Annotated in this window: 11 protein-coding genes and 1 pseudogene; 2 read left to right on the top strand and 10 right to left on the bottom strand. The window is 69.9% G+C overall.

Annotated elements, in window-relative coordinates; genetic code table 11:
• Positions 1-34: 34 nt before the first annotated feature.
• The 10 genes from AN216_RS11070 to AN216_RS11025 form a co-directional block, all read right to left on the bottom strand.
• Positions 35-1,462 carry a DUF6177 family protein gene (locus AN216_RS11070; RefSeq protein ID WP_070196490.1) on the bottom strand — a complete coding sequence of 476 codons (1,428 nt, stop codon included), beginning with the start codon at positions 1,460-1,462 and terminating at the stop codon, positions 35-37.
• 4 nt (positions 1,463-1,466) lie between these two features.
• A complete protein-coding gene (eccCa, locus tag AN216_RS11065; RefSeq protein WP_070196489.1) occupies positions 1,467-5,492 on the bottom strand; it encodes a type VII secretion protein EccCa in 4,026 nt (1,341 codons plus the stop codon).
• Positions 5,489-6,415: a nucleotide-binding protein gene (locus AN216_RS11060; protein ID WP_070196587.1), complete on the bottom strand. Its 927-nt coding sequence runs from the start codon at positions 6,413-6,415 to the stop codon at positions 5,489-5,491. The genes eccCa and AN216_RS11060 overlap by 4 nt, the downstream gene beginning before the upstream one ends.
• 297 nt (positions 6,416-6,712) lie before the next feature.
• Entirely contained in the window at positions 6,713-8,053 is a 1,341-nt protein-coding gene (locus AN216_RS11055) for an EsaB/YukD family protein (RefSeq protein WP_275522236.1), read from the bottom strand.
• The gene (locus tag AN216_RS30165; RefSeq protein ID WP_244502419.1) at positions 8,050-8,370 is read right to left on the bottom strand and encodes a hypothetical protein; all 321 of its coding nucleotides are present in this window, start codon (positions 8,368-8,370) and stop codon (positions 8,050-8,052) included. The genes AN216_RS11055 and AN216_RS30165 overlap by 4 nt, the downstream gene beginning before the upstream one ends.
• Before the next feature lie 165 nt (positions 8,371-8,535).
• Positions 8,536-9,408, bottom strand: a complete 873-nt coding sequence (locus AN216_RS11045) for a hypothetical protein (RefSeq protein ID WP_070196488.1) — start codon at positions 9,406-9,408, stop codon at positions 8,536-8,538.
• Entirely contained in the window at positions 9,405-11,744 is a 2,340-nt protein-coding gene (locus tag AN216_RS11040; protein WP_139140903.1) for a hypothetical protein, read from the bottom strand. The genes AN216_RS11045 and AN216_RS11040 overlap by 4 nt, the downstream gene beginning before the upstream one ends.
• A 35-nt stretch (positions 11,745-11,779) precedes the next feature.
• Positions 11,780-12,160, bottom strand: coding sequence for a DUF6507 family protein (locus tag AN216_RS11035; protein ID WP_070196486.1), 381 nt, complete (start codon positions 12,158-12,160; stop codon positions 11,780-11,782).
• Between the two features lie 54 nt (positions 12,161-12,214).
• Complete coding sequence (locus AN216_RS11030) at positions 12,215-12,520, bottom strand: pore-forming ESAT-6 family protein (RefSeq protein ID WP_070196485.1); 306 nt, start codon at positions 12,518-12,520, stop codon at positions 12,215-12,217.
• Positions 12,521-12,538: 18 nt separating this feature from the next.
• Positions 12,539-12,871: a hypothetical protein gene (locus AN216_RS11025; protein ID WP_070196484.1), complete on the bottom strand. Its 333-nt coding sequence runs from the start codon at positions 12,869-12,871 to the stop codon at positions 12,539-12,541.
• Positions 12,872-13,173: 302 nt separating this feature from the next.
• On the opposite strand from AN216_RS11025, the pseudogene AN216_RS31275 reads away from it, so the two are divergent.
• Positions 13,174-13,563 (top strand): annotated as a pseudogene (locus AN216_RS31275) (sensor domain-containing protein); the annotation flags it as partial.
• A 120-nt stretch (positions 13,564-13,683) separates the two neighbouring features.
• On the top strand, positions 13,684-14,266 hold a 583-nt coding region (locus tag AN216_RS31270; RefSeq protein ID WP_170843098.1), incomplete at its 3' end, for a sensor domain-containing protein.

Raw genomic sequence — 14,266 nt, 5'->3', positions numbered from 1 at the left:
CGGGAACATCCGAACCTATCGCCGGTCCGGCGCGTCAGTCTTCGGCATGTGTCTCCCCCTGTCTCGCCACGTCCAGGTGGGCGAAGAGCTCGTGCAGCCATTCCCAGGCCGTCGCCGGGTCGGGCGCGGGCAACTCGTAGTAGAAGCCCGCGTCACCGGCCGGACCCAGCTGCACAGGTGCTCCGGGCAGTGGGGTGCTACGAGCCCGTTCCACACCGACCTCGTCCATGTCGACGCTACCCAGGGCGAACGCCAACGGGATCGGCGGCGCTTCGAGGCGTGCCGGCACCGTCAGGTCGGCGCGTGCCGCGCGTCGTTGTACCAGCATCGAGACCAGTCCGTGCTCGGCGACCAGCCGGGCGGCCAACTCCACCAGACCAGGCAGCGGCAGACCCTGACCGGCCGGGTACCCCAGCGCGAGCGTGACGTCCTCCTCGACGCCGCTGGTGGTGACGTCCGTGCGGTGCGTGGCCACCACCGCACGCTCCCCGGAACCGACGGCCACCAGCCAGGTGGACTCGGGGGCACGGTCGCGTACGAAGTCGGTCAACTGCTGTCGTGACCAGGGCGATCCGGCTGGTTCGGCGGTGCCCCAGCCCGCCGGCGGCGCCCCGGTCACCGCTTCCCACACGGTCTCCAGCGCGCCGCCGAGCGACAGTTCGGGGCTGGATCGCTGTCGCGTACGGAAGGACAGCAGAAGCTGGGTCTCCTCGCCGGCCTGGCCGACCTCGCCGGTATCACCACTCGTGAAGCACTCGGCGAGCGCTCCGGAGGACTGGAAAGTGCCGTCCTGCCAGCGCAGTCGCGCGCCGGAGAGCCCGTCGTAATAGCCTCCCGCACCGTCCTGCACCACCCATCGGTTGGGCGGCCCGGACAACGCCGTGCGGGTGGGGAGGGTGAGACGGGAGGTGTCCGGCGTGACGAGGTGCAGCCCGCGCTCGCTCTCCGCCGTCGCCCGCAACGCGTCCGAGAGCCACGCCGTCATCGCCACCACCGGCCGCTCCTGGACGACCACCGCGGTCGTCTCGGTGAGTACGTCCACCGCGGGCTGGGCCGCCGCAGGTATGGCCGTGGCCGTGCCCGGTGTCACCGGGGCGCTGCCATGGTCGGGCGCGGCGGCCTCCGCCGGCCAGACCCGGCCACCGAGCCGAGCGACCAGACGACTGACGGCTGTGCCGGCCAGCTCCACGGCGCCCTCCACACCGGTCGCGGCCCGCACCTCGGTCCACCAGACCGGTCCGTCGGCCGGGACGCCGAGCAGCCGCTCGACCTCGCTGCTCGTACGGACCAGCATCGGGGCCTCGACCGTGGCCAGTGGTCGGCCCTCCGTGTCACACAACCGCAGCAGCGCGCCCTCCGCTCCGGTGTCGAGCGTGGTGTCGGGGCCTCCGGACATCAGCCCTGCCAGCAGGCTCCAGGCGTCCGGCATGCTCTCGGTGAGCGCGATCCTGTCCGTGGTCAACTCGTCAACCGTCCTCGTCGTCCTCGTCCTCGGCCAGTGCCGTCTGGATCAGCCGCTGAGGTTCACCGCGGCGGATCAACGCGCCTCGCCCCGGTGGCTGGCGTGCCGGGTACACGCCGGGAAAGACCTGTCCCTCGGCCCGCTCGCCCGCCATGACCAGGCCAGCCGTACCGCTCTCCCGCAGCGTCATCAGGAACGGTTCATACAACGCCCGCGAAGCACCCGCGGCGCGTCGCGTGACCACGAAGTGCAGGCCGATGTCCGGAGCGGAGGGCAGATACCGCACGAAGGGCTCCAGGGGCTGTTGACCCGCCGTGGCGAGCACGTCGTAGTCATCCACCAGCACCACGATCCGCGGCCCCGTCGGGGCGGCGCCACCGGCGGCCAGCACCTCCGGCGGCACGGTCTCGTCCGGCATGCGCTTGTCCAGTTCGGTGGCGATGCCCGCGGACAGCCGGAGGGCGAGCTGGGCGTTGTGCGCGTAACCGCCGCGGTACTCCTCGGGCACCAGGCTGTGCAGACCCCGCCGCGGGTCCAGCACGGCGAAGACCAGGTCGTCCGCGCTGTGCCGGGCCATCAGGCCACGGGCGATCAGCCGCAGCAGATTGGTCTTGCCACACTCCGAGTCGCCGAGCACCACGAGGTGCTGGTCGTGCTGGAACAGGTCGAGGAGCACCGGCTCCAGCGCGCTCTGGTCCAGCCCGATCGGCAGCCGCGTGCGCTCGCTGCGCACGGTCGGCAACCGTCTCGGGCTCAGCCGGGCTGGCAACACCCGTACGGGCGGCGCGGCGGGGCCGGACCACTGGGAGCGAATGGCGTCCACGGCCTGCTCCGCGGCGGCACCCGGCTCCTCCGCCGAGGCCAGCCCGTCGATGCGCGGCAGCGCGGTCTGTGCGAACAGCTTGCCATCGGTCAGTGTCCGACCCGGCTCGTCCGCGCGGATCGTCTCGGCGAGCCGCCGGCTGACGCTGCTGTCCGAGGGGTCGTTGAGCCGTAGTTCCACACGGGTGCCGAACGCCGACTGCGCGGCGATCCGAACGTCGTTCCAGCGGAGCATGGCGGCCACCACATGGACGCCGTAACCACCGCCCCGCTTGAGCACGTCGGTGACCGCCTCGTCCAGCTCCTCGAACTCCTCCCGGAGCGCGCCGTAGCCATCGATGACGAGCACGACATCGGTGGAGCCGACGCGGCGTTCCTGGTCGGGCGTCAGTCGGCCCGCGGCCCGCAACCGCCGCAGCTCCTCCACCGAGTCGATTCCCTCGGTCCGGAACAGCTCCTCCCGCTCGGCCAGCATGGCGCGGACCTCCTCGACCGTACGGCTCAGCCGCTCCCGATCCGTCCGCCCGGCGACACCGCCGACGTGCGGCAACCGGCCGAGCATCTGCAGGCCCCCGCCCACCAGGTCGAGGCCGTACACGCCGACGTCCCGCGGAGTGTGCATCAAGGCGAGGGACAGGACCATGGTGCGCAGCAGCGTCGTCTTACCGGACTGCGGCCCTCCGATGACCGTGACGTGCCCACCCGCGACGGTCAGGTCAAGGAGCCACTGGCCCTGCCACTGCCGGGCCGGATCGTCCAGCAACCCCAGCGGGACACGCATCGGCCCCGCCGGACGAGCAGCCAGCCGCATGCCGTCCGCCGTGACCTCGATCGGCCCGGCCACGGCGTCCAGCGTCAGCAGCTCAGGCAGCGGCGGCAACCAGATCTGCGTCACCGGCGGGGCGGCGTCGGCGAGTTGGCCGACCATGGTGGACAGCAGGGTGGGTCCCACGGTGCGACTGGCGGGGGCCGGCTCGAAGTCGCCCGCACCGGCTTCCGCGTCCGGCGCCAGGGTGTTGTACGCCGGGTACGGGTGTACGGACGGGCCGTCTTCGCCGTCGACCTCGGGACGTACGGGTCCGCGGTAGGGGCCGGAGACATAACTGGCCTTGAACCGGTCGTAGGCGCTGGTATCCACCTTCAGGTAGCCGAAACCCGGTATCGGCGGCAGGTGATACGCGTCCGGCGTGTCCAACACAGTGCGGGACTCCTCGGGCGAGAAGGTGCGCAGCCCCAACCGGTACGAGAGGTAGGTGTCCAGCCCCTTCAGCCTGCCGCCCTCAATGCGTTGGCTGGACAGCAGCAGATGCACGCCGATGGAGCGGCCGATGCGGCCGATGGACAGGAAGAGGTCGATGAAGTCCGGTTTCGCGGTGAGTAGTTCGCCGAACTCGTCGATGACCACGAACAGGTGCGGCAACGGCTCCAGCTCCGGCCGCTCGACGCGAGCGGCGGCGTAACTGGAGATATCGGCGATGTCGCCGGCGTCCTTGAGGACCTGCTGCCGCCGCTGCACCTCGCCGGCGAGGCTCGCGTGCACCCGCTCCACCAGCCCGGCGCGGTTCTCCAGATTGGTGACGATGCCCGCGACATGCGGCAGGGGCGCGAACGGCGCGAAGGTGGCCCCGCCCTTGTAGTCGACCAGCACCATCGCCAGGTCCTCCGGCGGATGGGTGGTGACCAGGGCGAGGACGAGCGTACGCAGGAGTTCGCTCTTGCCGGATCCGGTCGCGCCGACGCACAGGCCGTGTGGGCCCATGCCCAGTTCGGCCGACTCCTTCAGGTCCAGCAACACTGGTTCGCGCGAGTCACCGAGCCCGACCGGCACCCGCAGGAACGACTGCTGGCCGCGAGGAGCCCAGAGTTTCCGGGTGTCCAGGGCGGACGGGTCATCCACGCCCATCAGTTCGGTGAAGTCCACCGGCCCGGACAACGGCACCCCGGCCGCGGCGGATTCGGCGGACAGTCGCAGTGGCGCCAGCGCACGCGCCAGGCCCGCCGCACCACTCATCGTGACCTCATCCAACGTGCCCCGCATAACGGCGGGTTCGGTGCCCCTCAGGTCCTCGATCGTCACGTCCCGCCCGTCCTCGTCCACGGTGATACGCAACGACACCTGGTCGGGCTCGTCGATCTGGCGCGACAGCATGTGAAGCACCGTGACGCCCATGTCGGTCAGGGACACCGCCTCATCAGGACGAGCCGGCTCCTCGGCCGCGGCGCCGTACCCGTCGCTGAGCACCAGCAGCCGCTTGGCGAGCCGGAGTGCGTCCCGGTTCGCCAGACCTCGGCGCACCTCCGCGGCGTACGCGGCGCGCTCCCGCAACTCGCCGCCGAGCGCGGTGTTCAGCTGGGCACGGTCCGGGACGATCCGACGGGCGCTCACCGGGCCGTCCAACTCCCGCGAGTCCTGGATGTGCGGGAGCCACTTCGCCCACTCCCAGTCCGGGATCCGGCTCTCCGGTGCGGTCAGGGCGAAGGCGAGGTCATCGGGCGCGTGTGACACGGCAGCCTGGATCGCGAGCGTACGGGCCACGGCCAGGACGGACTCGCGCGGACCCAGCACGCTGACGTTGCCCACCCGGTCGAGCGGCACGGTCAACGGCGCCTCCGGCACCGCCGCGAAACGATCCTGAAGGCCGGCCGCCTCGTTCAGCATGAACGGGTCCGCGGGGGTCAGCACGCTGCCGCCGCGCTCCGGCATGGTGAGATGACGGACCGGACGATGGCCGGTACCGATCCGGACGTCCAGGAAGTCCCGGTCCGTACGGCGCCGCTCCCACAACCGGGCCGGGTCGTTGACCAGGTCGTACAACGCCTCCGGTGGCGGTGCCAACACCCGGGCGGCGGCGCGCCTCTCGCGATTCTCCGCACTCAACTCCTCGCGCAGCTCCTCCAGATACTCCAGATAGCTCTCACGCTGCGCCCGGCGAGTTCGCTGTGCCTTGCCGCGCTGTGAGAACAGCATGAACAGACCGCCGACGACCGCGACGACCAGCACGATGGCTCCGATCGCCGCGAACTGGCTGTTGCGGACGACCGTCATCATGATGACCGAGGCCATCACGCCCATCATGGGCAGCAGCGAGGTGGCGAACGATCCGCGCTCCTTCTCCGGCAGGTTCGGCGGCGCCTCCATCACCCGCTCGGACGGGTCAGGAAGCGGCCGGGTGCTACGGGCCGGTCGGTGAACGATCCGGGTGCTCATCGCGACGTCCCCGAGGCACGACGCTCCCGCGACATGGCGCAGTCCGTGACCATCGCCGTCAATCGAGCCACCGCCCTTCGTGTCTCCCCGGCGAGCAACGACGTCCGCACCTCACCACCGGCCGCCAGATGACGGTCGTACGGCAACACCGCCACCTGGGCCCCACCGTGCTGGAGATGCTCCGTGGCGCGGCGTACGTCCATGGTCGTGTCCGGGCTGGTGTGGGTCAGCGCCACGACCGTCGTCGGCCGCATGCTGCGGTGCAGGCCACCGAGCCAGTCCAGGATGGTGCGCGTGGCGGCCACGCCCTCCACGGTGGCCGGTGTCGCAAGCACCCGGGCCTGGGTCGTGGTCACCGCCGTACGCGCCACCTCGGCGGGCAGGGTCTCGCAGTCCACCACCGTCGTGCCGAAGTAGCGCCGCATCGCGGTCATGACGATCCGGTAGGACTCGACGTCGAGTTGACCGCCGATCGTGCCCTGGCTGGCGGGCAGCAACCACCCTCCCGGATACGGCACCAGGTAACCCGTGAGGTCCGTGAGCTGCATGGACGGATCGACCAGACGGGCCAGGTCGGCGCACGACCAGCGGATCTCGGTGGCGCCCAGGCTACGCGGCAGCGTGCCCAGCGCGGGGTCGGCCTCGAGTGCCAGGACGGGGTCGGTGCGGTAGTGCGCGTAGGTGAGCGCGAGGAGCGCGGCGACCGTCGTCTTCCCTGCTCCGCCACGAATACTGGTCACCGCGATCTGGCGACCCGTGGTGAGAGGTTGCTGTATAGAACGCGCGTACTCGGTCAGTGTGGTGCTCTCCGCGGCGGTGGCGGAGAACAGCCGCCGCAGCATCGCGAGGGCACGCCCCACCGTGGTGTCACCGTGCCGCTGGCGGCCCTGGGCCGGTGCGACCTCCGGCGCGACAACCGGCATGGACACGGGGGTGGGTGGCGATTGTGGGGTTGCGTCCGGTGGGGCCGCAGGCCGCTGGGGCGATCCGGCGCCGAGCCCCGTGACCGAGAGCGTCGGACCACCTCCGCCGGCGGCGGGGCCGTCCCCGTCCGCTGTCCTTTCGCCCTCCGGTGGTACGCCCGCTCCGGCGCCCTCCCGCGACCCGCCGGGATGGGCCTCCTCGCGGCTACTTCCCGAAGAGGCGGCCGAAGGGTCGTTCAGGTCCTGGAGAACATGGCGCTGCCAGTCCCCCCGCGGTGTCATCGTCAGTCACCCCCTTCAGAACGTGTCCAACAGTCGGCCATACGCCCCGAACGCCCCGATGGCGACCGGGATCAGCACGACCACACTGATCGACTCGATGAGGTTCGTCATGCGCCGCAAGCGCACTCGCACGTGCTCCGGCGGTCGTACGGCCAGCACCAGCAGCGGCAACAGCGCGAGGGCACCCAACGCGGCCAACGGCCCGCTGGCGGAGCCCTGGTCGGCCCACAGCACAAGCAGCCGCACCACCAGAGAGGTACCCGCGATCTGCAGGGCGACAACCTCGAGAGCGAGTGGAAAGGCCCGCGAACGGGAGAAGAGCACCACGCTCAGCAGCAAGCCCGTCGCCACCGTCCAGGAGTCGGCCTCCGAGACCGCGAGCCAGCCGCCGACCGCGGCGGACAAGGCGGTGACCACAGTGGCCGACGCCAATCCCCGGTGCGTGGCGGCCAGTGCGAGATCGACCTGGTGGCGGCTCACGGAAACCCCCTGGGAGCGCCGATCGTCCAGCTGGGTCAGGCCCACACTCATCAACGCGAACCGGGGCAGGAACCCCAGCGACAACACCGACACCACGCCCAGCGCCACACCCACCCGTGCTCCGTCGGTCAACGCCCACCCCAACTCCCAACCACCGACGAACAGTGCGGCCGCCCCGGCACCGATAACCCCGCCCCGGCCCACTCCGGTGCACACGCCCAGCAACAGCAGCGTGCCGCACACCGGCAGCGCCACGGCGGCGAGACGCGTCTCCACGTCTCCCGTCGCCGTCCACGCGGCGAACACGCCGAGCACCCCCGCGAGCAGGACCACGGTGGTGCCCAGGGACCCCTCGCCCCAACGAGCCACGGACGCCCCGATCACCGCGAGCGTGACCGCCGTGATCACCAGCGGCAGCACGACCTCGTCCGCGCCGAGCCAGTCGCGTGCCGCCACCGCGGCGACCAGGCCCAACACCACGCAGGCCACGCCTGCGGTCCACGTCCGCGCACGCTGACCCCAGCGCCAGTCGCGCACGTCCAGATCGTCGGAGGTCTCGTCGGTCACGTCGTGCACGACGGGCGCGGGAGGCGTCTCCTGTGCCCGCACGAGGCGTAGCACCATGCCGTCGGCTATCCCCGCAGAGCCCAGCGTGTCGTCCTGCGCCAGCACCGCACCATCGGGCGTGACGAGTCGACGCAGGAGTGGCTGTGGCCCTGGCCGGTCGCCGAGCAACCGCAGGATGTCCGGCAGGAGTTCGCCGACCGGTTCCCCGGCGGGCAGCAGCATGTCGATCCGTCGCCGTTCGCCGATCAGGGTCACCCTGCTCAACACTGTGCGTCGCTCCGCCGTGTCCGCGCCTTTCCCCGCCGTCACGGCGATATCCTCGTGGTCTCCGTGACCTTCGTGATCCCCGCTGGCTTCGCTCTCGGCACGATCGTCACGGTCTCCGTACGGGTCGCGGAACTACCGGTGTCCTTCTTGTCGTCATCCAGCATTCGGTCCGAGATGAACGACCATCCGACGCAACCCGCGCACACCACCGCTGCCAAGGCGATACCGCCGAAGAGTTTCCCCGCGCCCTCGTCAAGGCTCCGGCGCATTCGTTGCGAGCCGAACAGCAAGGCGTCTCTCAGCCTCCTGCGCCGCACCGAAACCGATTCGAGCAATTGACTGTCGTAGTCGCGAGCCAAGGTGTCCCCTCCTCACCAAGTGCGCTGAATTCTCACCATACTTCCCAGCGCCGTTCCAGCCACCCCAGTCGACCCAGCCTGTGGATAACTTGAGACAACGCAGGTCAGAGACCCCTCGCGCACGGTCAGCAGGTGTCCAGCACGCGGCCGACCACTGAGTTCCCGTCAGCTCGCGATCCGCGCCGCCGGGGCTGACTCCCAGGGCAGCGGTGCCGGCCGACGCCGCCAGTACCAGGGACGTCCGGACAGCTCGTTCTGTGAGATCTCGCACGCCCGAGCGAGAGCCGTTCCCCCGTCGTCCACGGTGCGCTCGCGGTACAGGGCGTCCAGTTCGGTCAGCACCCGCTCCACCGCCGAGCGATCCTTCTCCGACAGCTGCCCGACCCGGCTCTCCACCTGGTCGCGCAGCCGAAGATCGTCCACGTACAGGTCCGAGGGATACCAGTGGGACGGGGGCCACCCCTCGTCCATGCGTACGGTCAGCCGCTCCCAGTTCACCAGCAGCCCGCGCAGTGTCCTCCGCTCCCCCTCCACCGTCTGGGCGGTCGCCCACGCATCCACGACGGGCGTGGGGAGTTGGACCTCCTTGATGATGTCCGGAAAGCCGGTGACCACGGACTCAGGGAACTCGGGTACAGGTACCTCGACCTCGGTCACTCGGGTGCTCCCCGACTCGTCCTCCGGCTCGATCACCCGAGCGTGCGTCACCTGTCCACCCGCGGTCGCTACGCGCCACACTGTGGGCACGGTCTCGGCGCCGGGGAAGAGGACCGGAGCGCCGAGCCATCGGGCCATCTCGAGCGCCACCGTCTCCTCGCTCGGCTCCTCGGAAACGGACTCCGCGACGTACACGCTGAGGGACCGGTGCAGGTCCCCGTGCGTCTCAGCGTATTCACAGGACACGCTCGCGTCCCAGTTCCGATCCTCGTATTCCGTGTCCACTGACACGTCGACATCGCCCGGGGCGACTCGGAACAGTTCGGCGAGGAACTCCCCGACATCGGCCATCGCGCCCACTGTAAGCAGGTTGTACATCATGCGTGCTCCCGATACAGCTGCTTGGCCCTCTGCACTGCTTCTGGATTGTCCTTGAACTTCGGGGCGTTCTCGAACATCTTCTCAAGCTTGCTCATATCGCCCCCCACACGTGCGATCTGCTTCAAGGCGTCGTACTCAACCCTGTTCAGTTTGACGATCCCTTGCCCCGAGTCGGGAAACACTGTCCCGGACGATTCCACTCCGTACACCCTGCCATTTATCTCATAACGCTGGGTTACAGGATTGAAGTGTGCTTCCCCCTTCGCTATCTGCTCAATGTCAGTCCGCACGCTCTGTCTGACCTCCGGGAGAATGAGGCTGTTCTCGGGCTTTACCTCACCGTGCTTGATTCCACCGAAAGTGTGTCGCGGATGCGGCTCACGGAGTTCCTTCCCCCTCGCCGGGCCTTGGACTTCCTCGGACGCTGGCCAGCTCTTCCGTCCCGAACCAGATCCCTCGCCAGGCGGGTTAGCGCCGCGACCGGCCTCCGAGCCACCCTCGCTCACCGGTCCAGAAGGACCTTCCGGCGCGGGTGAGGGAGTCGCATCGTCGCCAACACCCCCCTCGCCGGAAGGTTCATACCCCCCGCCTTCAGCGCCGGGGCCGCCACCCCGTCCGCCGCCTGGCTCAGGGGCTCCACCGGAATCCGGCCCCCCGCCCCCACCTGGGCCCGCTCCCCCGCCGACGTCGGGGCCGTTGACGGGTGTGTATCCGCCGTTTCCTGGGCCACTCGGGGAGTTACCGCCTCGGCCGCCCGTGCCGCCGGTAGGCGGGTTGTCCCCGGCCTGTGCTGTCGGACCAGTCGGGGTGTTGTCCGTGACGGAGCCGCCCGGGAGGTCAGGAGTGTGGCCGCCGGCCGGGAGGTCGTCGCCGACCTGGGCCGTCACCTCGCCGGGGTTGGTACGGGCGCCCGCCCCCACCAGCTCCTGTTCCGGCACGGCGCGACCCGGCAGAGCCTCGTCCGGCTTGGAACCACCCGCACGCTCGGTGGCCGGCGCCTCCACGGGCGCCTCGTCCCCGGCCTGGACCGGTGCGCCGGTGGGGCTCTCCAACGAGCCGTCCGGGCGCAGAGTGCTCCCGTCGGGCAACTGAACGGAACCATCCGGCAGTTCGACGGCGTTCGTACCGGCGGGCAGCTCGGGCAGCGCCGAGCCCGGCGGCACCGGCTGCCCATCGGGCAGACGTACACCACCGTTCGGCAACTCGACGGCTTCGATCGTGCTGAGGTTCTTCAGGCTGGCCGTCACGTCGCTGATCTTGGGTAGCTTGCCGAGCCCGGCGCTGGCCGCCTTGCCGATGTACGTCATCGGGTCGATGGCCTTGCCCGCCTTCCCCGCCGCCGCCACGACCTTCCCCGCGGTGCCGGTCTTCGCCACGGCGCCCGTGCCGGCGGTGGCGACCGTGGTGACCACGTTGAACACCGTCAACCCGGCTGCCCGCGCCGGGTTCTTGCCCCACTGGTCCCAGGCCACCAGGGACTTGCCGACCTCCTTGGTCGTGTTCACACTGTCGTCGATCCAGTTCTTCACCGCACCGTCCGGCATCAGCGAGTAGCCCAGCATGTTGACCGGGTTGCTGATGACGACCAGCCCTGTGGCCAACTGGCCCAGCCCCTTCCAGGACTGGGTGAAGGTCTCCCAGCCCTGTAGGCCGACCAGTCCGCCTAGTCCCTTGAGGGTGCCCCAGATCCCGTCGACGATGATGCCGTCCCAGACGAAGCTCTTGGCCCAGTGGCCCACCTCGTACCAGTGGTGCTTCTCCTTTACGGCCTTCCCCCAGGGCGTCTTTCCGGCCTTCTTCATGTCCTCGGCGGAGAAGCCGTACATGTTCTTGGCGCCCGAGCCGTCGCCAGCCACCCAGTGCGTACCGCCGAACAACTTGGTGATCTTGTTCGCGGCGGTACGCTCCGCCGCCCAGAACTCCGCCACCGCGGTGGAGATGCTTGTCAGCAGTTCGTTGTTCCGGTCGACCTTGTCCTCGTCGTACTTCCACTCGTCGTCGTCCTCGACGGAGGCCACGAAGTCCTTGGCGTCGGCCTTGAGACGCTTGAGCTTCGCGATGATGGGTTCCACCTCGGAGGCGTAGCTGTCCAGTGCGTCGGCCACGGTCTCCAGATCCGAGGCGAACGTGTCCGCCCGGGTCTTGACCGGCTCGGTCGTGGCGAAGAGCTGCTCGGCCTCCGGTGCCGTGTAGAACGCGGACAGCCCCTGGAAGTTCGCATGCGTGTCCGCGCCGGTGTCCCGGATGTCGCCCGCGTCCCCCCGTAGGCCCTTCACATCCTTGGCCAACTGTTCCAGGCTCCCGGTGAAATCCGGTACGCCCGACGGGTCAATCATCTCCTTGCCCACGACCGAGCCCCCCTCGGAATCTCCTACTTTCCGCCGCCCTGGCCTTCCCCCGGCATATCCAGGTCGGGCTTCTTCTGCGCTTCGCTCTGTGCTTCGGCCGCCATCGCCAGGTCGCCGTTCAGGTACGCCTCGGTGGCCTTGCCGGCGCCCTCGATGGACTTGCCGGCCCGTGCGGCGATGAACCGCAGGTCCGTCTCGGTGTTCTCGGCGAACTGCGACAGTGCCAAGCCCACCAGTCCGGCCTCCGGAGCCTTGCCCTCACCCATGTCCAGCGTCCCCGCCGAGGAGGCGGCGCTCTTGAGGTTGCCGCCGTAGGACTTGACCTGCTTCTCGAAACCCTTGGCCACTTCCGCGGTGCTCGTCAGGACACCGTTGATGTCCGTGGGTTTCAGGTCCCACTTCACCGCACTTCACCCCCTGCGGTCCGTGCGCGCTTTCGTACGCCGCTCGTACGCGCCTCAGCCGATGCCGTCGACCGCGCCCTTCGCCCGCTGCAGAGTCTGCTGCGCGGTGCCGTCGTTGTTCTCCAACGTGCGGCGCAGCAGTCGGATGATCTCCCGCACCTCCCCGGCCGAGCGGTTCCACCGCTGCTCGACACCGTGGTACTGGTCGGATACGCCGTCCGCCTGGAAGTCGGCCATCGCGGCCTTCACCTGACGGTCCCGCTCCGATATCACCGCTTCCAGCCGGCCGATGATTCCGGAGAGACTGCCCTGCACCTCTCCCGAAGCACCGGTGTCGTAACTACGCCGGTCCAACGCCATGGTTCACCCACCCCCTCGTCAACGACCGCTGAATCGGGCCGCGTCGAAATTCGCCGCTGACATCGCCTGCTGCGCGTTCTCCGAGGACTCCTGTTCGCCGGAGCCGAACGCCTTCTCCATCCCGGACTGTCCGCCCAGGATCGAGGCCAGGGCGCTGTTCAACGACGCCGTGATCTCGTCGGAGTTCGCCTTGAACCTGTCGAAAGCGGCCTTGCCGGCACCGTTGAACTTGCCCTCCAGCGGCTGAGCGGCGGCCAACAACTCCTTGATCAGCCCACCCAGGTCGTCGGACGACCCCCGGGACTGCTTGATCAGGCTCGAGAGCGCCTGGTCTCCCATGTCGAACTTCACGTGTGTCCCTCCCCTCGCAGGTCTGCCGGTCCACACCGCCGTCTCTCCGGGACACGGCGGGTGACCGCCATGGCTACTTCCTGGATAACAGCCGCGAAATCCCACGGGCAACGCATGTCCGGCGCTTGATACGCAATCAGGACATCCGCAGTACGGAGTCACCAGCCGGCAACCGACCGCCACGGCCTCGTTTCCGGCCCGCTTCCGCACGCTCCTGCCCCCGCTCCCGTACGCCCCGAGCGCCGTCGCGGTCGCACGGCGTACGCGCCCAGGCGACGCCCGCCCCAGGCCCAGGGCGTACGATGCCTCGCCCGGGGGTTAACCCCACCCCCACTCCCCCACCCTCCCCATGGCGCCGGCACCCCCCGCCCGGCAAGCTGAGGCGTATGACCGCGAGCCCGCCGAAAACCGACGACGACCGCCTTCCCGCACCCCGTGCGCCACTCACCGCACAGACCTGGCGGGAGGTGGCGCATCTCCTCAGCAACATGCCCATCGGCATCATCGGCTTCGTCTACGTCGCGGTCGCGGCATCCGTCGGCGGAGGGCTCTCGCTCACCGTCATCGGGCTGCCGCTGCTCACCCTGGGCCTGCTCGGCTGCCGGCTGTTCGGCCGGCTGGAGCGCTCCCGTGCCCGCGCGCTGCTGGGCGTACGCGTCGAGGAGCCGAGCCCGGTCCACGTACCCAACCCCGGCCTGTTCTCCTGGCTGTGGGCGCACCTGACGGACTCGGTGGCCTGGCGGCACGCGTTGTNCCCCACTCCCCCACCCTCCCCATGGCGCCGGCACCCCCCGCCCGGCAAGCTGAGGCGTATGACCGCGAGCCCGCCGAAAACCGACGACGACCGCCTTCCCGCACCCCGTGCGCCACTCACCGCACAGACCTGGCGGGAGGTGGCGCATCTCCTCAGCAACATGCCCATCGGCATCATCGGCTTCGTCTACGTCGCGGTCGCGGCATCCGTCGGCGGAGGGCTCTCGCTCACCGTCATCGGGCTGCCGCTGCTCACCCTGGGCCTGCTCGGCTGCCGGCTGTTCGGCCGGCTGGAGCGCTCCCGTGCCCGCGCGCTGCTGGGCGTACGCGTCGAGGAGCCGAGCCCGGTCCACGTACCCAACCCCGGCCTGTTCTCCTGGCTGTGGGCGCACCTGACGGACTCGGTGGCCTGGCGGCACGCGTTGTACGCCTTCATCCGGCTGCCCTGGGGCGTTCTGACCTTCTACGTCGCGCTCACGGGACTGCTCGTCGGCTGGCTCGTGCTGCCCTGGGTCGCTCGGTGGCTGACCAACGTCGACCGTGTCCTGGTCCGCACGCTGCTCAGCCCGTCCGACGAACTCGAGAGGCGCGTCGCGGAGTTGGAGTCGGATCGGGGTGCGGTGGTGGACACCGCCGCCGCTG

It is taken from the genome of Streptomyces oceani (assembly GCF_001751245.1).
GTDB classification, from domain to species: Bacteria; Actinomycetota; Actinomycetes; order Streptomycetales; family Streptomycetaceae; genus Streptomyces; species Streptomyces oceani.
Note: the sequence above shows the minus strand (reverse complement) of the source record. Positions and strands in the feature narration are given on the sequence as shown.

Coding starts and splice junctions, on each gene's coding strand:
- AN216_RS11060 (WP_070196587.1), bottom strand. CDS start 6,415: ATGCCGGTTGTCGCGCCGGAGGTCGCACCGGCCCAGGGCCGCCAGCGG.
- eccCa (WP_070196489.1), bottom strand. CDS start 5,492: ATGAGCACCCGGATCGTTCACCGACCGGCCCGTAGCACCCGGCCGCTT.
- AN216_RS11045 (WP_070196488.1), bottom strand. CDS start 9,408: ATGATGTACAACCTGCTTACAGTGGGCGCGATGGCCGATGTCGGGGAG.
- AN216_RS11030 (WP_070196485.1), bottom strand. CDS start 12,520: ATGGCGTTGGACCGGCGTAGTTACGACACCGGTGCTTCGGGAGAGGTG.
- AN216_RS11040 (WP_139140903.1), bottom strand. CDS start 11,744: ATGATTGACCCGTCGGGCGTACCGGATTTCACCGGGAGCCTGGAACAG.